General features: G+C 63.4%; 14 protein-coding genes. 12 read left to right on the forward strand and 2 right to left on the reverse strand.

The window, feature by feature from the left end; translation table 11 throughout:
* The first annotated feature begins 144 nt into the window (after window positions 1-144).
* The 10 genes from Pla175_RS11785 (at window position 145) to Pla175_RS27085 (ending at window position 17,313) form a co-directional block, all read left to right on the forward strand.
* Window positions 145-2,547 carry a heparinase II/III domain-containing protein gene (locus Pla175_RS11785; protein ID WP_197527459.1) on the forward strand — a complete coding sequence of 801 codons (2,403 nt, stop codon included), beginning with the start codon at window positions 145-147 and terminating at the stop codon, window positions 2,545-2,547.
* Between the two features lie 162 nt (window positions 2,548-2,709).
* The gene (locus Pla175_RS11790; RefSeq protein ID WP_145284674.1) at window positions 2,710-4,071 is read left to right on the forward strand and encodes a protein-transmembrane prediction; all 1,362 of its coding nucleotides are present in this window, start codon (window positions 2,710-2,712) and stop codon (window positions 4,069-4,071) included.
* 307 nt (window positions 4,072-4,378) lie between these two features.
* Window positions 4,379-7,177, forward strand: a complete 2,799-nt coding sequence (locus tag Pla175_RS11795; RefSeq protein WP_145284677.1) for a hypothetical protein — start codon at window positions 4,379-4,381, stop codon at window positions 7,175-7,177.
* A gap of 61 nt (window positions 7,178-7,238) precedes the next feature.
* Window positions 7,239-8,669, forward strand: coding sequence for a transposase (locus tag Pla175_RS11800; protein WP_231954280.1), 1,431 nt, complete (start codon window positions 7,239-7,241; stop codon window positions 8,667-8,669).
* 26 nt (window positions 8,670-8,695) lie between these two features.
* Complete coding sequence (locus tag Pla175_RS11805) at window positions 8,696-10,141, forward strand: right-handed parallel beta-helix repeat-containing protein (RefSeq protein WP_145284680.1); 1,446 nt, start codon at window positions 8,696-8,698, stop codon at window positions 10,139-10,141.
* 317 nt (window positions 10,142-10,458) lie between these two features.
* The gene (locus tag Pla175_RS11810; protein WP_145284683.1) at window positions 10,459-12,006 is read left to right on the forward strand and encodes an IS1380 family transposase; all 1,548 of its coding nucleotides are present in this window, start codon (window positions 10,459-10,461) and stop codon (window positions 12,004-12,006) included.
* A 400-nt stretch (window positions 12,007-12,406) separates the two neighbouring features.
* The gene (locus tag Pla175_RS11815) at window positions 12,407-13,333 is read left to right on the forward strand and encodes a universal stress protein (protein ID WP_145284686.1); all 927 of its coding nucleotides are present in this window, start codon (window positions 12,407-12,409) and stop codon (window positions 13,331-13,333) included.
* 132 nt (window positions 13,334-13,465) lie between these two features.
* Window positions 13,466-14,398 carry a universal stress protein gene (locus Pla175_RS11820; protein ID WP_145284689.1) on the forward strand — a complete coding sequence of 311 codons (933 nt, stop codon included), beginning with the start codon at window positions 13,466-13,468 and terminating at the stop codon, window positions 14,396-14,398.
* Between the two features lie 67 nt (window positions 14,399-14,465).
* Window positions 14,466-17,243, forward strand: coding sequence for a cation-transporting P-type ATPase (locus tag Pla175_RS11825; RefSeq protein WP_145284692.1), 2,778 nt, complete (start codon window positions 14,466-14,468; stop codon window positions 17,241-17,243).
* Window positions 17,212-17,313 carry a hypothetical protein gene (locus Pla175_RS27085; protein WP_145292067.1) on the forward strand — a complete coding sequence of 34 codons (102 nt, stop codon included), beginning with the start codon at window positions 17,212-17,214 and terminating at the stop codon, window positions 17,311-17,313. The genes Pla175_RS11825 and Pla175_RS27085 overlap by 32 nt, the downstream gene beginning before the upstream one ends.
* Window positions 17,314-17,587: 274 nt before the next feature.
* Here the strand turns inward: Pla175_RS27085 and Pla175_RS11835 are convergent, their stop codons facing one another.
* Complete coding sequence (locus Pla175_RS11835; protein WP_145284695.1) at window positions 17,588-18,733, reverse strand: 2-hydroxyacid dehydrogenase; 1,146 nt, start codon at window positions 18,731-18,733, stop codon at window positions 17,588-17,590.
* A gap of 589 nt (window positions 18,734-19,322) precedes the next feature.
* Here Pla175_RS11835 and Pla175_RS11840 point away from each other — a divergent pair.
* Both Pla175_RS11840 and Pla175_RS11845 read left to right on the forward strand, forming a co-directional pair.
* Window positions 19,323-19,556 (forward strand): DUF485 domain-containing protein, encoded by a 234-nt coding sequence (locus Pla175_RS11840; protein ID WP_145284698.1) that lies wholly within the window; start codon window positions 19,323-19,325, stop codon window positions 19,554-19,556.
* Window positions 19,553-21,289 (forward strand): solute symporter family protein, encoded by a 1,737-nt coding sequence (locus tag Pla175_RS11845; RefSeq protein WP_145284701.1) that lies wholly within the window; start codon window positions 19,553-19,555, stop codon window positions 21,287-21,289. Before Pla175_RS11840 ends, Pla175_RS11845 begins: the two co-directional genes overlap by 4 nt.
* Before the next feature lie 54 nt (window positions 21,290-21,343).
* Here Pla175_RS11845 and Pla175_RS11850 read toward each other — a convergent pair whose 3' ends face one another.
* Window positions 21,344-22,981, reverse strand: coding sequence for a fucose isomerase (locus Pla175_RS11850; RefSeq protein WP_145284705.1), 1,638 nt, complete (start codon window positions 22,979-22,981; stop codon window positions 21,344-21,346).
* Window positions 22,982-23,091: the final 110 nt, after the last annotated feature.

Genomic DNA, 23,091 nt, shown 5'->3' on the forward strand with positions numbered 1-23,091 from the left:
GAGTAGCCCGATACAGATCCAAGCCGAGTTCGTTCTCGTACGTTGGCGAGGGAACGCAAAGCGACAGGCGGGCCTATGAGCGCGTCGTGCAGGCCAGTTCGTACGAACAACCACAGAAGCATCACCGCCGCTCGACACACAACCATGCCGAACTCACGCCGATCCGCTCTTGCCCTGCTGTTATTACTGCACGCCGGCGGTCTGTACGCGCAAGACTCCGGCGGCTTAGAACGGCGGAGCGGCCATCCCTACCTCCTCTATACCGATGCGAACGTCGCGCGGCTAAGGGAGCGCGTTCAGACCGAACCGGTGGTGGCGGAAGCCTGGCGCCGGGTCCTCGCCGCTGCCGACGCCGCGGTTGCGGGCCGATCAGACGCAGGCGAACGGGGCCGAGAGGGACGTCGAGGCGGTCGCTCCGGCCGAGATCGCAGGGGAGGAGCTACGGACGCGCTGCTTCTCGCCTACCGGATGACTGGCGATGTGAAGTACGCGGAGCAGGTCAAGGCCATGCTGCTTGCGCAGATGCAAGAGCAACGTCCGGTCGGCGGCGGCGTGAGCAACGGCGGTAGCCTCATGCAGCGTGACCCTCCGTGGAATGCCGGCCTGGGCTCTGGCGATGCGCCGCGAGAGTTCGGCATCGCCTACGACACGATCTACGACATGCTGACCCCGGACGAGCGCAAGACGCTCTCGCGCCGACTGGCGGAGAACGGTATTCTGCCCGTGCTCAACGACTGGGTGCTCGGCGGCAAGCGAATCCACTCGCTCGACACCATGGGGCACAACTGGTGGCCCACCGCCGTGTTCGGCGCCGGGATTGGCGCGATGGCGATCCTCGACGACGACCCCCGCGCCCGCGACTGGGTGCGGCGTGTCCGGGGCGCGTCGGACGAGTGGCTCCACTACGCCGGCAGCACGCTGGAGAACAAGCCTGCCAGCTTTGATTCCGACGGGGCGTTCTACGAGAGCGTGGGCTACACCGACTTGGGCGTACGAGGCTACCTCCCGTTCGTCCTCGCGTGGAACACGGCATTCGCCGAGCAACTCCCCGAGTCGACCGTCACCAGTCAGATCGGCGAATGGTTCGTCAACACGCTCTACCCGAGCCGGGATCGTCCGATGTCGGTCGACTTCGGCGACAGCAGCCTGCGCTCGAACGGCTCCCGGTCCGTCATGCTGCTGTGGAACGCCGGCTACCGGAAGCCGCGTTATCTGTGGTATCTCAAGCAGTTCAATCCGGACGTCGTTGATGGGCTCGTCTCCGACTCGCCGAGTGATCTGCTGTTCGCCCCGACTGCGACCGAGATCGCATCGATCCCCGACGACCCGGGACTGCCGACCGCGAAGCTTTATCGCGGCATCGGCTGGACCGTCCTGCGCGATTCCTGGGACAAGGACGCCACGCTGCTCGCGATCAAGTCCGGCGTCACTTGGAATCACGCCCACGCGGACGCCGGGACCTTCATCCTGTTTCATCAGGGCAAGAACCTGATCAGCGAGAACGGCCACAGCGGCTACGGCACGGAGGAGTACGACGGTTATTTCCGGCAGAGCGTTGCGCACAACGTCATGACGTTCAACGGGAAGGCAGAGAACCCGGAGGACACCTACTTCGGATCGAAGTTTCCCGGAACGATGTCTCACCTCCTGGACGCCGGCGACCTGCGCTACGTCCTCGCCGACGCGACCGGCCCGACCTCCGACCACTTCATCCGGAACTACCGGAGCTTCCTCTGGGTCGGCGACGCGATCCTCGTCATTGACGACGTCAAGAGCTTCGAGCCGGGGCAGTTCGAGTTCCTGCTCCACCCCGACGCCGACGCCACCGTGAGGAGAGCCGGGCGTGATCTTCGGATCTCGCACGAAGATTCTAGCGTGGTTGTGCGGCCGCTCTTCCCCGAAACCTTTCCGGACGGCGGGCTCCCGACCGACTATCCGGAGAAGATGCGTTTGGTGGAAAAGCAGGGGCTCAGGTCGGACCGCAGCCCGGCTAAGTACTACGCGTTCGCACCGGCGGACTTGTCTCGGCGGACGAAGTTCATCACCGCGATCTTGCCGGTCCGTCAAGGAATCGCCCTGCCCCAGATCGAACGCCTGAGGGGCATTGAGCACATCGGCGTGCGGGTCCGGCAGCAAGGAACCGTTACCGACGTCTACATGAACCTGGAAGCCGATGGCAGCATCCGTCACCGGAACGCCAACTTGACGTTGCTCAACGGCTGGGAGACCGACGCCTACCTGTTCGCGTTCACCTACCCTGATGGAGCCGATCCGAACGACCCCGACGCAATCACACGCACCATGGTCATTGACGGGAGCTACTTGCGTCGGGAGGGCAAGGTGGTGCTCGACTCGCTTTCGAAGGTCTACCTGACAATGACGCGCCAGGCAGACGAGCTCGACGTGAACCTGCAGGGCCAGCCCGTCATCAACGCCTTCTTGCGGGCCGCCAGGATGCCTAGCGCCATGCGTCTGAATCGAGTTCCGGTGAAACCGACGTACGACCCGTCGCGGCAGGTCCTCTCCGTACGCCTCAACCAGCACTGACCAACTAACAAAGGTCCCTCGATGCAGAGCAAATCAAGATCCAACAGGCGGAGCAGTTTCGCGATGCCTTGGCGCGTTGGACCGGGCCGGCGTTGGTCGACCATAGGTTGTCTTTTTTTTGCCGCCGCGTGCCCGACGCTGCAGGCTCAGACAAGGGTCGAGGTGTCGACCCTGCCAGAGCTGCGCGCGGCCGTGCAAGAGGACAACCAGACGATCGTCATGAGATCGGGCCGCTACTCGCTGACGGACCTTCCTGACGACGCCAGGGACCTGCCCTGCTCGGGGTCCAACAACACGATCGAGCTAGTCGGCGTTTCTGTGACGACGCCGGTGGGCGCGACGCGTCGAGGGTATATCAAGATTTCGGGCGATAACAATGTGTTCCGAGGGGGAGTGTTTGAGGACGTCTACCAGAACGGCCTGGAAGAAGTCACCGACTTCAGCGCTTACAACCAGGACCGATCGAGGCTTGCCAAGGGCTTGGGGGGCGATGCGGTCCTTGCAATTACGGGCGACAACAACCTGATTGCCGGCACAAAGCTGATTGTCCGGGGCTCTTTCCCATACGGATACGGGAGCATCTATGGGATCGGCGCGGAAAACGCCTTCGGCCTGGACAAGCGGTGCGGCATCCTGGTGAAAGGTGAGAGCAACATCATCGATGGTTGCGAGGTCCAGCAGCGGGCCTTCGGCCATGGAATCTACATGCAGAGCCCTGCGGATCGCACCGTTGTCAGAAACACGCTCGTCGAAGGTGTCTTGCGTCCTAGCAACGAACTGTACCTCGAGACGAACCCTAGAGACTTGCCGGCTAGGTCGAACTACGAGATCCCGCCTAGCCGTGCGAGCCGGCGCCGCGGAAGGGGTAGAGGCAGGAACAGAGATGAGAACCGGGGACGCGAAGCGGGGAGAGAGGAGGTGGCGGGCACGCCAATCCCCAGGGACACCATGATTCCCCTTGCCGAGGACGGGATCCGGGTCTACACCCGCGGCGGGAGTGTCACCGTGGAAAACTGCACGGTGAAGAAGATGCGAGGGGGCATCCGCCTGTATATGGCCAGTCGTGCGACGGTGATCAACTCCACCGCGATCGATTGTGGGGACACCAATTTTAACCTGCCGAGCGACGGCAGGATCGTCGGCTCGTCCGGAAACTTCGCCTACGCCCCCCTGAGCGATTTTCGCTTGTCCAGATCCAGGCAGAAGATCGAGCTAACGATCCTCCCCTCGACGCAGAGCATCGGAACCCACAACCTCGCGGACATCCTGGGGGACGAGCACAACATCATTTTTCACCGGGCCGATGGCCCACCAGACGCCAAGCTCCGCGCCATCGTGATTCACGGCAGCGGCTCAACGATTAAGAACGAAACGCATTATCCTATGACGCTTCTGCCGACCGCGAATCGGAATACCGTCGAAAGTTGCGGACCTGTGACCGACCTTGGAAGCGGTAACGAAGTGTCACGCATCGAGCTGCCAGTGAGCAAGACAGACACGCCATCTCCGCCGAATCAGGGCTGAAGCCCCATCTTTGCGTTCACGTGGCTTGGTCGAACAACCACGTCGAACGGCTAGTCAACGGCCTGCGGACGGCGTCTTCATCCTCACGAACCGAGGGATTCAGCGCTGACGGAAGCTGCTGGCGGCACGACAAACCAGGTCTACTCGGACACAACGTGGCCGGAGCACAACGAAGGGTTCGTCCGCCGCGGCGACACTACATGCTGGCTCGTCGACAGCACCGGTCTGAAGGTCTTCTTCGGCAAAGGGAAGTGGCTAGCGCACCGCAGAGTCCGCCAACTGAATATGCCATCGCAAGGGAGTTCTCATGATGCTACAGCGAGCCGTCGCCGGTTACCGCGTCCATTGTATTGTTCTTCTGCTGTCGCTGACTTCTGCCGGATCTGCTGAGGTCGTGGACGTTTACTGCGACAGCACTGTTCCTCAATCCGATTTCGCTGCTAGCGAGATCCAGTTGGCCCTGAAGCGAAAGGGCTTTGATTCAGAGCGAAAGCCTCTTGCTGAGCTCAATCCCGACGACCCACATTCAAAAATAGTTCTCGGCCAAGCCGATAATCGCGCCTTGCGTAAAGTGCTGAGCGACCGGGACGGCAAGTTCCCTTCTGAGTTGGGCGAACAGGCCTACGCGATAAGGACGACGAAGGAGAGCGTACGAGCTTATTGGGTGTTGGGGGGTGACGCCAATGGGCTTATGTACGGTGGGCTGCAACTGGCGGAGAACATCCGCCACCACGGATTGACCAAGGCCTACGACTGCGAGGAATCCCCCTACATCAAGAACCGCGGCGTCAAATACAACCTGCCGCTCGACCTGCGCGTGCCGACGTATCATGGCTACGGCTACAAGACGCACCGTGAGGCCTTCGCGGGAGACGCCGCCAAGCATGCGATCCCCGCTGCTTGGGACATGTCCTACTGGGAAGACTGGTTCGATGAGATGGCCCGCGATCGCTTCAACGTGATCTCCATATGGAATTGCCACCCCTTCCCTGCCCTGCTCGACATGGAGGAGTCAATACAAGACGTGCAGGGGTCGGAGGGGTATTCCAAGGAGATGAGCCCCGCCGAAAAGGTCGCCTTCTGGAAAGGTGTCACGGCCTACGCGAAAGGCCGGGGCTTTCAGGTCTACTTCATCACCTGGAACATCTATACCTATGGGGCCGAAGGCAAGCACGGCATCACCAACGACGCGAACAACGCCGCCACCAAGGAGTACTTCCGGCGGGCCGTCCGGAAGATGTTCGAAACCTATCCAGACCTTGACGGTCTCGGGGTAACGGCCGGTGAAAACATGATAGGTCTTTCGGCCGACCGTGAGGGAGAGTGGATGTGGGACGCGTATGGGCAAGGGATGCTGGACTACGCCAGGGAGCACCCCGAGCGTGACATCACCTTCATCCATCGCTGGCATTACGCGGACATCTCTCAGGTCATGGGCCACTTCGAGCCGCTGCTGGCGATGCCCAACGTCCGATTGGACATGTCCTACAAGTACTCCGCGGCCCACATGTATTCGGCGCCGATCCCCAGGCTGATCTACACGAAGGACGGCGATGTGCCGGCCGATCTTGCCAAGAGCCGCAAGAAGACCTGGCTGGAGGTCCGGCAGGATGATTTCTACTTCTTGCACTGGGGCGACCCGGAGTTCGCGCGGGACTACCTGCGCGGGTTTCCTGACAAGGACGAGTACATTCAAGGCTTCTTCTATGGCTCCGACGGCTGGACCGCCACCCGAGACTTCTACAGCAAGGCCGAGGTCCACAAGAACGTCCTAGACATCAAGAGGCTGTGGTATACCCAGATGCTGTGGGGACGACTGGCCTACAATCCGCAGACGCCTAACAGCGTCTTCATTGAGGAGATGGCGTCCCGGTATCCGGGTGTCGACGCCACGACGCTCTTCGGCGCCTGGAGCGACGCGTCTCGCGGGCTGCCTCTGGCGACCGAGGTCGTCCAGGGAACGCTGTGCTACGATTTCAACTGGTGGCCGGAACTCAGCCAAAGCGCCAAGAAGTACCTCACGATCGACGACTTTATCAAGGCCAAGCCCTCCGTGGGCTCGGATATCAGTAGTATCGCCGATAGCGCCGCCGGGAAACGCGGGACCGGACGCACTTCCTACGAGGTTGCGGACCAGATCGAAGAGGCGGCGCAGGCCGCTTTGGACAAGCTGACCTCGATCTCGTCCGACGCAGACGCGGACCTTGAGGTTAATCTTAAGAGCATCTACGCCCAGGCCTACCTAAGCCTGTACTACGCCGAAAAAATCAGAGCTGCGACCGACAAGGCGGCCGGCGACAACCACGCCGCAACAGCGGGTTTGGGCAAGGCCGTGCGCTACTGGAATCGCTACGTAAACCTGATGGACGGGATGTTTACTGGCGCGGGGATGCAAAGGACCAGAGGCTTCAGGGATTGGCATGTGCATGACGCTGCGGTGATGAAGGAGTACACCGACCTGGGCGGCGATCCGAATCTGCTTCGTGGCGCCAAGGCAGACGCGGAACGAGCGGCCACGCCGCGCCGCTACTTCGTGTCTCTCGACGGCGACGACGCGTGGTCGGGCAATCAGGCACGCGCGTTCGCCGGAGCCGACGATGGTCCCTTTCGAACGCTGGATGCCGCCCGCGATGCGGTGCGGCGTCTTTCTCGGCAGCAGCGGGAAGAGCGGCCAATCGAGATCTGCATCTTGCCCGGCGTTTATGCCCGTAAGCAACCCTTCATGCTTGATGCACGAGACAGCGGGACGGAGGCGTCGCCGGTCGTGTATCGGTCTTGGGAGGATCAGCCCGTAGTGATCAGCGGGGGGCAGGAGGTGCGCGACTGGAAGAGGGTCGAGCTAAACGGCCGCAGCGTGCTCGTCGCGGACCTGTCCCAACTTCCCGACGATTACGCGCCGTTTGAGCAGTTGTGGGTGAACGGCCGTCGCGCGACCCAGGCGAGGACGCCCAATCGCGGCTACTTAAAGATCCCTTCCCCCCCGCAAGCACGCAGGCAGATTCCCTACGCCGAGGCAGACGCACGCTACTTTGACGACGTAGATGGAGGGGTCGCGGTCGTTTTCAATAAATGGTTGGAATACCACATGCCGCTAGCAGCCCGTTGAAAAATGCCACTCCCCCGACCAACCCCTTGGCGCTAAACTGCGTCGCCGACGAAAGCGTGACTTGAGCAGGAGCGAAGCGATGGGGATGGGAAGGCGAGAGCGGGATCGGCAGGACGTGTTGTTCGTGACGGCCCAGCAGCTGCCCAAGAGTCAGGGGCACGCGTTCTACAAGCGGCTCAATAGGCTGCTTTCCGAGGCGGGCTTCGACCGCGACATCGAGAAGTTGTGCGAGCCGTACTACCAGCCGACCGGCACGCGTGGGCGGCCGTCGGTCCCGCCGGGAGTCTACTTCCGGATGTTGATGGTGGGTTACTTCGAGGGGATCGGTTCACAGCGGGGCATCGCGTGGCGGTGCGCCGACAGCCTCAGCCTGCGGGAGTTCCTGGGCGTTCCGCTGACCGAGGCGACCCCCGATCACTCGACGCTCAGCCGGGTCCGCGACCGCCTGCCGCTGGAAGTCCACCAGGAAGTGTTCCGGCTGGTGCTGCAACTGGCGGCGCAGCAGGGGCTGCTAAAAGGCAAGACGGTAGCGGTCGATTCGACTACCCTTGAAGCCGATGCGGCGATGAAGAGCATCGTGCGGCGCGACACAGGAGAAGACTGGAAGGCGTACGTCATTGGCTTGATGAAGAAGGAAGGAGTGATCGAAAAAGGAGACGAGCCGAGCGACGAAGAGGTCCGCCGCTTCGATAAGAAGCGGAAGAACAAAAAGGTCTCGAACGCCGAGTGGGTCAGCACGACCGACCCGAGCGCACGGATCACCAAGCTCAAGGACGGCCGCACGCATTTGGCGTACAAGGCGGAGCACGTGGTCGATATCGATACGGAGCTGATCTTGGCGGCAGAGGTCTATCACGGCGACCACAGCGACACGAAGACCCTCTGCGACAGCGTGATGGAGGCGCAGACGCACCTGTCAGAGGCTGGGCTGGAAGCGCAGATCGAAGAAGCGGTTGCCGACAAGGGCTACCACGCTGCCGAGCAGCTGGAACTGGTCACGTCGGTCGGGGTGCGGACGTATGTGCCGGAGCCCAAGCGCCGCGGCGAGTCGCGTCTGAGCGCCAAGCCAGTCGAGCAGCAGCGCGCGGTGAAGGGTAACCGCCGGCGGACCAAGACCGCCAAGAACAAACGGCTCCAGCGGCTGAGGAGTGAACGGGTCGAGCGCAGCTTCGCCCACGTGTGCGACACCGGCGGGTCACGCCGCACATGGCTGCGGGGGATCGACAAGGTGAGGAAGCGGTTACTGACGTCGGCGCTGGTGCGGAACCTGGGCCTGGTAATGCGGAAGCTGTTCGGGATCGGCACGCCGAGGGGCCTGCAGGGCGAAGGTGGCTCCGCCGGGCTTATGCAGCTCGCCTGGCTTCTCATCGCAGCGATGAAGAACTTGTGGGACACACATGCTCGCCTGGGAGCCCGGCCTACAGAGTCACGCCTCCAACTGCTCACAGTTGGCGGGCCACAGGAGTATGCGCTTAGATCAACGGGCTGCTAGAGCAGATAGCGCGGGATAGCCGCACTATGATCTGCACGAAGAAGAGCGGGCGGGAAGTGGAGGCCGACGACGAGTTCTATCTGGAGGGGGGTCGCGGCATGCTCGATCGTCCGGGTGAGTGGCATCTCGATCGCGAGACCGACAAGCTCTACTACCTCCCACTGGCGGACGAGTCCGAAGTCGTAGCGGTGATCCCTGCGTTGGCAAGCGTTCTGCACGTGGAAGGCGATGCCGCCGAAGGCCAGTGGGTCCAGCAGATCCACTTCCGGGGATTGACCTTCAGCCACACCACTTGGGTACTGCCAAGGTCGTCGGAGCTCTCCGGTTATAGCCAGGCCGACATACACATGGACGGGGCCGTGCGTCTGTTGGGCGCCAAGCGTTGTGTCTTCGACAACTGTGAGATCGCCGCCATCGGCAACTACGGCGTCGAGATCGGACCGGGTTGCTCTGGGAATCGAGTGTTGCGGTGCGAGATACACGACCTGGGCGCGGGAGGCTTCTTGATCGGCCCCAAGATCCGCCCGCCGTCGGACAAGGAGAACGTCGATCGCGTCGATTTCCCACCCGTCCTGGAGGATCCGAACGATGCGTGCAGCGACAACGAGATTGCTGACTGCCGTATCTACGATGGCGGAAGGTACTTTCACTGCGCAGTAGGCATTTGGATCGGCCAGAGCCCTGACAACCACGTACATCACAACGAGATCTTCGACTTCTACTACTCGGCCATCTCCAGCGGATGGACATGGGGGTACGGCCGTGCCCTGGCCACCGGAAATTGCTTCGAGCACAATCACGTCCACCACATCGGGCGGCGCCGCGACGGCGACGGCCCTGTGCTGAGCGATCTCGGCGGCATCTACACGCTTGGGGACCAGACCGGAACGGTCATCCGGAACAACGTGTTCCACGACATCTGGGCGGGCAAGTACGGCGGCTGGGCCATTTATTGCGACGAGGGCACGCGCAACATCTTGATCGAAAACAACCTGGTCTACCGCTGTCGGCACAGTTGCTTCAACCAGCACTACGGCAAAGGCAACGTCGTGCGCAATAACATCTTCGCGCTGGGCGACACCAGCGTAGTGATGCTTGCCCGCGCCCAATCGCACACCGGCTTCTTGCTGACCAACAACATCTTGCTTAGCGACGGAACGCCGATCTACGCGGGCGGCTACGAGTTTTCGGTGAGTACCCGCGGGGCGTTCAAGGCGGATCGGAATCTAGTCTGGTCTACCGCCGGGAAGGTCATCGGGGCCCAGGATCGCTTTCCCAGCCGTCTCTACGAGCCGGCTGAGCCAGTCTTGAGTTGGGAGCAGTGGCAGACGTTGGGATACGACCAGCATTCGGTCGTCGCCGACCCCGGCTTCCGGGGCCCGGACCACGGAGATTTTCGTCTGCCGGCCGACAGCCCAGCGAGCCGCATCGGCTTCAAGCCCTTCGCGCTCGATGCAGCCGGACCTCGATAGTTTCAGCCGGGAGTGGCTACGTCCATTCGGGTCCTACGAATGGGATCAGGGCTACGATTGTCTCAGATTCGACCCCTTCTCGAATGCCACTCACCCGCCATCTGGGTCAAAGTCGGTATGCCGAGCGTTGGCAAATCGACACGGTCGACTCGATGCTCCGACGGTGCAGCAGAGACGTGGTCGACGCTCGCCACTAGGCCTTAATCAAGCGAACCCCGCGTCTGAAGCCATCTAGAAAAGCTCGAAACCCTCGGCGATTATCGCGTAGATTGGAGGTTATCAGAACTTCAACTTACGCGCGCCAAGGAGGGTTTCGAGTGAACGCCAAGTTACGCCGCCAGGCTCGGGCCCGCAAGCGAAAAATGCTCCACCGGATCGACCCCGCCCAGTGGTCGGGGGCGTCGCCGATGATCACGCCGCCGAAGATTGGGTACGAGCTCGCCGGCAAGCAGCAAGCGATCGCCGCGGGGGGGATTGGAGCCATGCTGCAACTGGCGAAGCAGCTCGGCTTGCGGGGCGAGATCAACCGATCGATCCGGCTGCTGAAGGTGCACCTGCCCTACGACGAAGCCGATCACGTGTTGAACATCGCGCTGAACCTGCTCGCGGGTGGCGACTGCCTGGACCACCTCGAAGACCGGCGGTGCGATGAGGCCTACTTGAACGCGGTTGACGCCGAGCGTGTCCCCGACCCGACGACCGCCGGTGACTTCTGCCGCCGGTTCGATACGGTAGACGTTCATTATCTGATGGCCGCCTACAACCGTATCCGAGAAAAAGCCTGGAAGCAGCAGCCCGCCGAGTTCTTCGACTGCGCCATGATCGAGGCCGATGGGACGCAGGTAGAGACCTCGGCCGAGAAGAAGCAGGGGATCGGCATCAACTACAAGGGCCAGTGGGGGTACCACCCCTTGGTCGTCACCCTGGCCAACACCCGCGAGCCGCTGTTTATCGCCAACCGCAGCGGCAACCGCCCCAGCCACGAACACGCGGCGTTCTACTTCGACCTGGCCGTGGAGCGTTGCCGCGACGCGGGGTTCCGCAAGGTGGTCTTACGCGGCGACACGGACTTCGCGTTGACCGAGAGCTTCGATCGCTGGGACGGCGACGGGGTGGAGTTCGTGTTCGGGGTCGATGCGATGCCCAACCTGGTGAAAATCGCCGAAAAACTCCCCGAATCGGCTTGGAAACGGCTGACGCGTCGTCGGGCTTCCAAGCAGCCCTCGGCGAGTTCTCGGGCCAAACGCGGCCGGTTCAAGCAGCAGGTCGTTGTGGAGAACGGCTACCGGAACAAGAAGCTCGCCGGAGAGCGGATCGCCGAGTTCGACTACCAGCCCGGCAAGTGCGGCCGCGCTTACCGGGTGGTCGTGTTGCAGAAGGAAGTCCATTTGACGCGCGGCCAGGAGCGGTTGTTCGACACCGAAGAGCCGGTCTACTTCTTCTACATCACCAACGTTGCGAAGAGCACGAAGCCGACACGGCAGGTGGTCATCGACGCGAACGCGCGTTGCAACCAAGAGAACAACATCGCCCAGCTCAAGCAGTGCGCGTTGCGCGCGCCGCTGAACGACCTGGTGAGCAACTGGGCGTACATGGTGATCGCGTCGCTGGCGTGGAACCTGAAGGTGTGGGCGGGCTTGATGATCAAGCCGAGCGGCAGGCCGGAGCAGAAGGCGGAGCAGGCGGCCGTCAAGTCCGGGCTGATCCACATGGACTTCACGACGTTTCGCGATCGGGTCCTCATGGTCCCGGCGCAGGTCATCCGCCGCGGCCGGTCGCTCGTGTATCGGCTGCTCAGCTACCGGCCTTCGGTCGACGCGCTGCTGCTGATCCACAACAACACCCGCCGCCCGCTGCGGTGTTGACGACGCCGGCACACGAAGCCCGTGTCTGGATGCACGGGCGCCGCCGCCACGCCCAACCCCAAACGCCCTCGCCCATGCCAACACCAACCCGCCCCGCCCCATCGCCAGTCAAGCTGGACCACGTTGCCGCTGCGCTGAGAAAATCGCCACGCCAGACGCTGAAAACCGGCCGGCGTTCGCTTGATTAAGGACTAGGGAAGACCGTGCCGATTCTTAAGGCTCAAGGGGTTCATCCGTCACCTCCAGATCGTGTGACCGTGCGCAGGTTCTCTACAGAGCAAGACTTCCCGGCCCTCGTCACGCAAGGAGTCAAACAAGCTCAGGCGTCCGACCACCACCAGCGACTTGCCCTGCATGCCTTCTCTGAAACAATTCAGTTGATGTCCACGAGGGTAGAACCATGCGTCGATTCCAGAACATTCTCGTAGCGGTTGATTTATCTCAGGCAGATCGCTTGGTGTCGGACGTGCTCCCGCTTCCGACCGAGGAGGCAATCGAACGAGCCCTCTGGCTTGCCAAGCTCAACGCCGGGCGCCTCCATTTTTTCTCGTCACTGGACGTCTCTCCCGCGGTTCAGCGACTGATTGAGGATTCAGACCAGGGCGTGGACCCCGTTCTCGGAGCGGCTCGTGAGACGCTTCAAAGAGCGGTAGAACGGGCAGGATCCATGGGATTAGCCGCAACCATGGAGGTCCGGTTCGGAAAAAGCTGGCTAGAGATTATCCGCGAGGTGCTGCGAAACAATCACGATCTCGTCGTTGCGGGGACACGGCATCTTGGTGCGATGAGCGGGCGGCTGATCGGCAGTACGGGCATCAAGTTGCTGCGTAAGTGCCCCTGCCCGGTGTGGATCACCCAGCCACAGCCGGCTCGGGACATCAAATCGATCTTGGTTGCTCACGACCTCACCGGTGTTGGTGATCGAGCCATGGAGCTCGGCTGTTCGATGGCCCAGTTGCATGGGGCTCGGTTGCACGTGTTGCACGGGTTGGATGTACGTGAACTTGAGACGGTCCTGTCCGGTCGCGTCCTGGAAAACGCTGCGGCAGAACGTCGCACCCGAGCGACCCGTCATCTAGAAGATTGCTTGGCGCACTACGAGTTCGTCCAGCCGCCGCAGTTGCACGTCGTGGATTGTGAGCCGTCAGCGGCGGTAATGACTCTCGTTGAGCGGCATCGCATCGAGCTCCTCGTGATGGGCACGATCGCGCGGTCTGGAATCGCTGGGATCTTTATCGGAAACACCGCAGAGCGGCTGCTCCCGCAGGTCCCCTGTTCCGTGTTGGCGGTTAAGCCGGACAGCTTTACTTCGCCTGTTCAGCTCTAGGCGAAGAACCTTCGACTCGACTTACACAGAATCTCACATGTCGCGTGTGTACCTGCCTTCTGTGCCTTGATATCCCCGGTGGGCGCGCGCCTGGAGCGCCGCGTTCAACTTGGGGAGCAGTAGGAGGGAAAGATGGACCGCTTCCAGAACATTCTCGTTGGCGTGGATGTTTCAGATCGTGAGCATCTGGTGGCAGACCGGCTCACGCCTTCAACATCTTGCGCTATTGACACGGGCGTTTGGCTCGCCGGAAGGAACCACGCCAAGCTGCACTTCATCAACGCCCTGGAGATTTCAGACTACGCACGCCTCATGGCCATTGAGCACGTCGGCGTTGACGCTGAGCTGATCGCCCATACGGAAGACCACCTCGCCACGATCACGAGTGAGGCGAGAAAGCAGGGCGTGGACGCCGGCTACTCGATGGCGTTTGGAAAGTGTTGGGTCGAGCTAATCCGAGTTGTGATGAAGAACCGTCATGACATCATCGTCGTCGGGACACGCAAGCGGGGCGCCGTTTCCAGCGCGTTGTTTGGCAGCACCGGAATGAAGCTGCTGCGGAAGTGCCCTTGCCCGGTATGGGTCACCAAGCCTTCTCCGGCGGGTCCGTTGAAGTCAATCCTCGTGGCCGACGACTTCTCGGAAGTCGGCGACCTGGCCGTAGAGCTTGGGATTTCGCTGGCGGTCCTGCACAACGCACAATTGTACGTGCTGCATGTGTTGGAATTGGGCTTAGGCCGGCCCAAGTGGGATTCGTTCAACATCCGGATGCAAGCACGGGCCGAGTCCACGGAGAAGTTTGCCGCCCAGTTCGCCAAGTGCGGCGCCGTTCGCCTCAAGAAGCTGCCGATGAAGTTGGTTGAAGTAGACGACGCCGACGCCGCTATCTTGAAGCAGATCGAGACGAGCTGCGCCGACCTGCTGATCATGGGCACGATCGCCCGAGGCGGGGTAGCGGGGGTGCTCACGGGTAACACGGCGGAGCGGCTGCTCCCGCAGATCCCATGCTCCGTGCTCGCCGTCAAACCGAACGAGTTTGTCTGCCCGCTCTCGGTGGAACCTTAACTCTCTTTGTCGCAACCCGTCCCACCCTACCGTTCTCGCGGCGGGCGGCCAACCGCAGGCGATTGTCGTGGAACTCTTAGCGGAGAGACGCCTCCACCAGCTTCCAGCCGAAGAAGTAGCCGCGCTGCTCGACACTAACCTCGAAAAGGGGCTCGACCTGTTCGCGATTCAGGCGCGCCAACAGTCCTTTGGGCCGAACGCCATCGAGGTCAAGGGCGGGCACGGAGCGTTGTTCACGTTCCTAGTTCAGTTCCATCAGCCCCTTATCTACATCCTGCTTGTTGCGGCCGGCATCACGGCCGCTTTGCACGAGTGGGTCGACTCGGGCGTCATCCTTTCCGTCGTGCTCGTCAACGCGACGATTGGCTTCCTCCAGGAGTCCAGGGCCGCCAAGGCCCTTGAGGCGCTGGCGAGAATGACCGTCACCGAGACGCGTGTGCTTCGCAGTGGCGAAATGTCCAGGATCCCGTCCGTCGAATTGGTCCCCGGCGATGTCGTCGTTCTGCAGTCGGGGGACAAGGTGCCGGCCGATATCCGCCTGTTTCGATCTCGAGACCTGCAGATCGATGAATCTACGCTCACGGGTGAATCGGTTCCTGTGAACAAGGCGCCGGAGCCCATGCCCGCTGAGGCTCCCCTGGCCGAACTGCGGAATCTTGCGTTCTCTTCGACCCTCGTCACTTACGGGCAGGGCCGTGGGGTGGTGTACGCCACCGGAGGCAAGACCGAGGTTGGTCGCATCAGTGAGATGGTCTCCACCGCCGATTCGATTGAGACCCCGCTCACCCGCAAGATGACTCGCTTCAGTCGGGTGCTGCTCATCGTGATCCTTGGCTTAGCCGCGATTACCTTCTCCGTCGGAGTGCTTCGGGGAGAGTCGGCCTTCGACATGTTCATGGCGGCCGTAGCGCTGGCCGTTGGGGCGATACCGGAAGGGCTGCCAGCCGCTGTGACCATCACGCTGGCTATCGGCGTGAATCGGATGGCGCGTCGACGCGCCATTGTCCGCAAGCTCCCGGCCGTAGAAACCCTTGGCGGCACTACCACGATCTGCTCGGATAAGACGGGCACCTTGACCGTCAACCAGATGACGGTGCGCGAGATCGAGGCCGGAGGGCAACGGTTCCAGGTCACGGGAAGTGGCTACTCCCCAGAAGGAGCCATCGGCTCTGTGGGTGAAGGGCGGAGTGTCATTAAGAACACCGCGGCGTCGGACTGCCTCCGGGCCGGATTGCTCTGCAATGACTCAACGCTTGTCCGCGACGGTGGTCGCTGGGATGTGGTGGGCGATCCGACCGAGGGGGCTTTGCTGGCTTCCGCCTCGAAGGCCGGGATGGACGCGAAGCAGACGCACGAGCAGCATCCTGTACTGGACATGATCCCCTTTGAGTCACAGCACCAGTACATGGCGACGCTCCACGGCGGCCGCGACCACCTGCCCAGGTTGTTGTGCCTCAAGGGCGCCGCGGAGGTGGTGCTTTCTAGGTGTAGTTCGGCTCTGGGCGCCGACGGGAAGACGGTGCCGCTTGAACCTGCCGCGGTCCTCCGGCAACTCGAGTCGATGGCGTCGCAGGGGCAGCGAGTGCTCGCCTTTGCGCGGTGCGAGAAGCCGCCCACGACGCATGTGATTACGGACGCCGACGTCGCCAATCTCACGTTCCTGGGGCTGCAGGGCATGATCGACCCGCCCCGGGAAGAGGCGGTCCGCGCGGTGCGTGCGTGCCAGGACGCGGGGATCCACGTGAAGATGATCACCGGCGACCACCCCGCGACAGCCCTGGCCATCGCCAAGATGCTCGGCCTGGACAGGGCCGCGTCCGCCGGAGGGCGGGAGCCTCTCGTGGTGACTAGCCGCGACCTCGAGGCAATAGACGATCATGCGTTGATCGGCATCGCGGATCGCGTGGCGGTTTTCGCCCGCGCGACGCCAGAGCAAAAGCTCCGGCTGGTCCGGGCGCTGCAAGCCAACGGTCGGGTGGTCGCCATGACGGGCGACGGAGTGAACGACGCGCCGGCGCTCAAGCAGGCGGACATCGGAATCGCGATGGGGAACGGCGGCACCGAGGTCGCTAAGGAGTCCGCCGACATGATCCTCACCGATGACAATTTCGCGACCATCGAGGCCGCTGTCGAAGAAGGCCGCGGCGTTTTCGACAACCTGTCCAAGTTCATCGTTTGGACCCTACCCACCAATATGGGCGAAGGGCTCGTTATCCTGGCTGCTGTGCTTGCCGGGGTCACGCTCCCGCTGCTCCCGGTACAGATCCTGTGGATCAACATGACCACCGCGGTGTTGTTGGGATTGATGCTGGCGTTCGAGCCCAAGGAGCCGGGGCTGATGCTCCGACCCCCTCGTAACCCGCGAGCGCCGCTGCTCGATGCGCCGTTGGTGCTCCGCACCTGCATTGTCGGCCTGATCTTGTTGGCCGGGGCCTTCGGATCCTTCCGGTGGGCGCTGGGGCAAGGGCTTGGCGACGCGGCCGCACGCACCGTGGCGGTCAATGTGTTTGTCACCGTCGAGCTGTTCTACCTATTCAACTGTCGGTCACTCACACAATCGATGTTCGCACTGGGAGTCTTCAGCAATCGATGGATCCTGATTGGGGTTGGAGGGATGGTCGCGTTTCAGTTGGCGTTCACTTATTCGCCGCTAATGAACCATATGCTCCACAGCGCCCCCATCGGGTGGGACGCGTGGTGGCGCATTCTGCTGACCGGCGCCGCGGCCTACGCGATAGTCGGAGCCGAAAAGTGGCTGCGAAGGTTGTGGACGACGCGCCGGACGCAAGGTCCGCTTCTTCCGCGCCACGGAACTGATCACGGTGCTGCTCGAGGCGCGGGATGATAAGTCCCTGCCGAGGCACTGCTCCCAGTTTGCGAGGCTGGACGTGCCGGTGCTCGACGAGCTGGGCTAAGTCCCGGCGAGCAAGGCGGGCGCCGAGCAGCGGCAGGGCCTGGTGGCCACGGCCATCGTGCCGTTCAAAAACCGGATCGGAGTTCAGGGGAGTTAGCGGCTGACCGTCTCGGCGCTGGTCCCGTTGACCCACCGCTGCTAGTTCCTCGAATTCGCCGGCGAGAGCTACCGACGGCAGGACGCACGTCGCCATGCAGCCGCCCGAACCGGGAAGAGTTAAGCGGATGCCGCGAGCTGCCGGGTGGCGACGGACCTTCACTCTACGGGCGTCCCCCTCAGCGGGGGCTTCGCACCGCGTTGGTGAGTTGGGCGCCGCGTCGGCCGGCTTGGTGCTCCGCGATGTTGGCGAGCGTCGTCTCGGCGATATTCGATAACGCCTCGCGTGTCAGGAACGCCTGGTGCGACGTGATCACGACGTTGTTGAAGGTCAACAGCCGCGCGAGCACGTCGTCCGAGAGGACCTTTCCAGAGACGTCGTGGAAAAAGATACCGGCTTCTTCTTCGTAGACGTCTAGCCCGGCGTAGCCGATCTGCCCCGATTTGAGTCCATCGATCAGGGCCCGCGTGTCGACCAGCCCCCCTCGGCTGGTATTGATCAGCATCACCCCTCGCTTCATGCGGGCGATAGCCGCCGCGTCGATCAGGTAGTGCGTCTCGGGGAAGAGCGGCAGGTGGAGGGTAATGATGTCCGACTCGCGCAGCAGCGTGTCCAGCTCGGAGTAGGCAACCCCGTCGCGCGCGGCCAGCTCCTCGCAGGGCTGCGGATCGAATACCAGCACCCGGCAGCCCAGGCCCAGCAGGATGTCGATCGTGCAGCGACCGATCTTGCCGCCCCCCACCACGCCGACCGTCTTGCCCCGCATGTCGAACCCGGTGAGCCCCTCGAGCACGAAATAGCCGGCACGGTTCCGCTGGTACGCCAGGTGGAGGTGGCGGTTGAGCATCAGCATCAACGCCACGGTGTGTTCGGCCACGGCGTACGGCGAGTAGGCGGGCACGCGCACCACGTCCAGCTCGTGCTGCTCGCAGGCGGCAAGGTCGACGTTGTTGAAGCCGGCGCAGCGCAGGGCCACCAACTTTACCCCCCGCGCGGCCAGGCCGGCGACGACCGCGGCGTCGCAGCGGTCGTTCACAAACAAGCACGCCACCGTGCAACCCTCGGCGGCGTCGACCGTGCTCTCGCCGAGCGACGCCTCGATCGGGCGGATGGCCAGGCGTCCCTGGTTCTGCTGTTCGAACGACGCAATGTCGTACGACTTGGCGTCGTACATCGCCACCCGCAACCGCCCCCGCTCGTCGTAGCCCGCGGGCTTGCCGTCCCGGTCCAGCGCCTGCATGAGCCGCGCGAAGCGGCGTTCGTCCAGCCCGTCCGTCTGCTGGAGCTGTTCGCGGAAGGTGGTCATGCGTTGTTGGTCGTTCATGGCGCCCCCCATGATAGAAGCCACGCGTGGGCGGCCGCCAGCGGTCGACGCGCAAGCTCGGCTGTGCATTCCCGTGGACCGCTTCGGGCGCCTTCTGCGCGGCGCGGCCGAACTCGTGCCCCTATTCGGCTCCGCCACGTCGCAGTCCGCAGCGGCCGCGCTTCAGGGGCCGATCGCGGCGCCGTGTCCGGTCAGTGCTGAGAGATCGTCCCTGGCGTTGATGCCGGCTGAACCGCGCGGCCGGATCGACCGGCCTTCGTGCTCAGGATTGCTACAACCCCTTGACAGTAAATCGTTTGCAGCACATTTTGGCGAGCAGTATCGGTCGCGGGTTCCGCGTCTTGCGAATCCTGTTCCTCTGCAAATCGCAGCGGTTTGTTGTTGCAATCGCTCTTGGACGGACCGATGCCGCGTCGCTAGGCTCCGCAGGATCGTGGATCTTGTTGCGGGCCGTAGTGGTTGGAGTCTGTACGACGACGGTCGCCACCCTTAGCCAACTTTTCTTGACCGCAGGCGCCCGGCCGCGGGGCGTTCGCCGCGACCGGGGCGCTCGCTCACCTTTACTCCTGAGTATCCCGGAACGCAACTCATGCGCGCAAAACTATCGCGGCTCGGCAGCCTGCTGTTCTGGCTTTACACGCTGCTTTATGGCGGCTTCGTGCTGCTCAACGCGTTCAGCCCCAAAACGATGGAGGCGACCCCATTGGCCGGCGTTAACCTAGCGATCCTGTACGGGTTCGGTTTGATCGTCATCGCCTTTGTAATGGCGCTGATCTACGGGTTCTGCGGCGCCCCGTCGCAAACGGCCCAGGAGCAGCAATGATCTACGACCCCTCCTGGTTGGCGATCGCCATCTTCCTGCTGGTGGTGAGCTTTACCCTCGGGCTCAGCTTCCTGCTGGGACGGGGGGCCAAGTCGTCCGCCGGGTATTTTGCGGCACACGGGCAGATCCCGTGGTTCGTGAACGGGTTCGCCTTCGCGGGGGACTACCTCTCTGCGGCGTCGTTCCTCGGCATCTGTGGAATGATCGCCTTTTCTGGGTACGACGGGTTCCTCTATTCCATCGGGTACCTGGCCGGGTGGATCGTCGCGCTGTTCGTGGTGGCCGAGCCGATGAAGCGGCTCGGGAAGTTTACGTTCGCCGACGCGCTGAACTCGCGCTTCCATTCGGTGGGCATCAAGCGGGCGGTGGGCGTGAGCACGCTGGCGGTCAGCGTGTTCTACCTGATCCCCCAGATGGTTGGCGCCGGCGCGCTGGTGCAGCCTCTGCTGGGGCTGCCGCACTGGGCCGGGGTGTTGATCGTTGGAGTCGTGGTGATCTTCATCGTCGTTACCGCCGGCATGGTTTCCACCACCTGGGTGCAGTTTATCAAGGGGGCGCTGTTGGTCGTGTTCAGCACCGTGCTGACGGTGATGATCCTGCAACGGGGGTTCGAGGCGCAGACGAGCACGCCCGAGCCGCAGACCATCACCACTACCTCCGACGGCGCCGTGCTGATCAACGGCCTGCCCAAGGGCACGGGGCCGGGAGAGGCCACGCTGCGCCCGGTCGGCACGATCGCTCGCCTGCCCGACGGGCAGACAAGCACCGGCCCGCTGGGCCCCGTCTCATTCCTACGAACCCTGCAAGAGAGCGAGATCGTGCTGTGGAGCAGCGCTACCACGCGTAGCGAAGACGGCTCGACCACCATCACCTACACTCCTAAGCCCACCCCCGGCAGCCAGGTGCTGCGCCCCGGCGAGTCCGCCAAGTTCAAGGGGATCCGCAGCGAGAACTGGTACGACAAGCTCAACTTCTTGTCGCTGATGCTGGCGCTGTTCTGCGGCACCGCCTCGCTGCCCCACATCCTCATCCGCTACTACACGGTCAAGGACGAGGCGGCGGCGCGGAAGAGCACCATTGTGGGCATCGGCGCGATCGGGTTCTTCTACGTGCTCACGCTCTACATGGGGCTGGGCGCCATGATCAGCGGCGCGCTCGACGTGACCGACAGCAACATGGCCGCCCCGCTGCTGGCCCGCAGCCTGAACGAGCCGCTGTTCGCCATTATCTCTGCGATCGCGTTCACCACCGTGCTGGGGACGGTCAGCGGGCTGATCTTGGCGTCGGCCGGCGCGGTGGCGCACGACCTGATTGGCAGCATCAAGGGGGTGTCGCTCAGCGACCGTCAGCAGGTGCGGATCGCCAAGATCGCCTCGGTGATCGTGGGGGCGATCGCCATCGTGCTGGGGATCCTGTTCCAGAAGCTCAACGTGACCGGGCTGGTGGGGTGGGCGTTTAGCGTCGCCGCATCGGCCAACCTGCCGTCGCTGGTGATGCTGCTATTCTGGCCCCGCACGACCAAGCAGGGGATTATCGCCGCGGTGATCGTCGGCATGACCAGCTCGCTGGCGTGGATCTTGCTGAGCGCCGACACCTTTTCCAAGGTCTACGGCCTGCCGGCCGAGAGCGCGCTGGCCCCCTTCAGCGAACCGGCGATCGTGACCGTGCCGCTGGGGTTCGCGACGCTGATCGTCGTCTCCCTGCTGACGGGTCGCAGGCGGACGACCGCTTAGGCGCCGCGGCGAAGGGCAAGGGGGGCCCGCCCCCCCCTGCCCTGCCCTACCTCGTTACGCCAAGGCCGCGCCGCTCTTGTCCGTGCCGCACAGGTGGACCTTCAGGCCCAGGGCGTCGGCCATGGCGGCCCGCACGGCGAGGGCGTGGTCCGCCGACGCCGCGTCGCCGCCGTAGGCGACCTGGATGTGGTTCGCTTGATGGCGCCCCATCATCTGGTCCCGCGACACGCCGTAGGTCACCGCGTGCATGATCGGCCACTGCGGCGTGGTGGCGTTCCAGCGACGCTCGGTCTCTTCACGCGGCAGGTCGATCGCCTTGCCGCGGCCGAGGTCCATGTGGAGTTCGCCGGCTCGCACGTAGATGCGCGACCAGACGATCTCGCCCGCCTTGGCGATCCCCCGCAGCGTCGATCCCCCGAGCGGGAAGTACATCGCCGGTTGCCGCAGTCCTTCGCTCCCGGCCCAACCCCCGACGTGGTGCTCGGCGGGCGCGGAGCCAGAGATCTCAAACACCCAGACGTACTCCTGGGTCGTGCCGGACTTGTCGTCGTCTCCCCAACGCAGGTCGTGCAGCGTGTTCTCGATCGGCAGCCCCAGCCGGCCGTGCACCCGGTTGATCAACAGCCCGTCCAGCCCTGCGCACTCGTCTACCTCGTTGAAGTGCGGCAGCGGCGCCCCGGCGTACAGCTCGCGCTTGCCGTCGCGGCTGAAGACGGGGGGGCGTTCGGTGCTGTTGAGCGTCCCCTCGACCAGGTCCGAGGCGGGGAGCAGGTCCTTGAGCCCCTGCTGGTACTGGATGCCGATGAGGTCGCAGCCGAAGTCGTCCGCCAAGCGGAGGGCCGCCACGTACATCTTGCACTGCAGGCGGACCTGACGCTCGGTCAGGTCGCTCGCCTCGTCGGGCCCGTAGTGGAACTTGAAGCCGTGTTGGCCGTACCACTGCAGCACGCGGTCGGCCTCTTCGTCGCTGACGCAGGTGGTCTCGTAGTAAAGCGCCGACTGGCTGAGCCGCTCCTTGAACATGCCGACCCGGTTGAGCAGGTGGTCGGGGATGATCGCGTTGAACATCCCCATGCAGCCTTCGTCGAAGACCCCCATGATCGCCTTGTCGCGCTGCAGGGTGGTCGCCAGCTCTCCCCCGAGGGCCGCCGCGTCGGGGCTGGCGGATGCCGCGTTGTAGGGGGCGACGTGGCTCAGGTCGTGTTCCACGGCGCGGCCCTCCAGCCACCCCTGGAGCCGCGTCCGGAACCATTCGGACCCAAAGTCTTCGTTCCACAAGGTGCTGTAGGGGACGCCCGCCTTGGTGAGCGAGCCATTGAGGTTGAGCATGCCCACCAGCCCGGGCCACTGGCCCGACCAGTTCGCCACGGTCAGGATGGGGCCCGTGTGGGTGGTGAGCCCGGGGAGCACGTGGTGGGAGTATTGCCACACGGCCTCGGCAACGATCAGCGGCGTGCCGGCGGGGATGTCGCGGAACGCGTCGAGCCCCTGGCGCTGACTCGCCAAGAAGCCGTGGCCTGCCTCGGGGCAGAACGCGTGGGCGCGCTTCAGCTTATAACCGAGAGACTTAACCGCCGCGGTCAACTGTTTCTCTAGAGCCTCCTGCGCGGGCCAGCAGAGCCGGTTGGCAGAGAGGCGGAGGTCGCCGCTGGCGAGCAGGTAGACCGTTTTTGGGTCGGCGGGAGTGGGCATGAGGAGTCGGGCCGATTGGGGATCGGCCCCCCTAAGAATTGAAGTGGGCACAAATTGGCTGAGCTTCCGAGTCGGCCGGCCGCGGCGCGTGCGCGGCTTGGCTCCCTCAG

The sequence above is a fragment of the Pirellulimonas nuda genome (assembly GCF_007750855.1).
GTDB lineage: Bacteria > Planctomycetota > Planctomycetia > Pirellulales > Lacipirellulaceae > Pirellulimonas > Pirellulimonas nuda.

Excerpts from the sequence above, each read along its gene's own strand:
- Pla175_RS11820 (WP_145284689.1), top strand. The coding sequence starts at position 13,466 with ATGGACCGCTTCCAGAACATTCTCGTTGGCGTGGATGTTTCAGATCGT.
- Pla175_RS11850 (WP_145284705.1), bottom strand. The coding sequence starts at position 22,981 with ATGCCCACTCCCGCCGACCCAAAAACGGTCTACCTGCTCGCCAGCGGC.
- Pla175_RS11840 (WP_145284698.1), top strand. The coding sequence starts at position 19,323 with ATGCGCGCAAAACTATCGCGGCTCGGCAGCCTGCTGTTCTGGCTTTAC.
- Pla175_RS11785 (WP_197527459.1), top strand. The coding sequence starts at position 145 with ATGCCGAACTCACGCCGATCCGCTCTTGCCCTGCTGTTATTACTGCAC.
- Pla175_RS11805 (WP_145284680.1), top strand. The coding sequence starts at position 8,696 with ATGATCTGCACGAAGAAGAGCGGGCGGGAAGTGGAGGCCGACGACGAG.
- Pla175_RS11815 (WP_145284686.1), top strand. The coding sequence starts at position 12,407 with ATGCGTCGATTCCAGAACATTCTCGTAGCGGTTGATTTATCTCAGGCA.
- Pla175_RS11795 (WP_145284677.1), top strand. The coding sequence starts at position 4,379 with ATGATGCTACAGCGAGCCGTCGCCGGTTACCGCGTCCATTGTATTGTT.
- Pla175_RS11845 (WP_145284701.1), top strand. The coding sequence starts at position 19,553 with ATGATCTACGACCCCTCCTGGTTGGCGATCGCCATCTTCCTGCTGGTG.
- Pla175_RS11835 (WP_145284695.1), bottom strand. The coding sequence starts at position 18,733 with ATGAACGACCAACAACGCATGACCACCTTCCGCGAACAGCTCCAGCAG.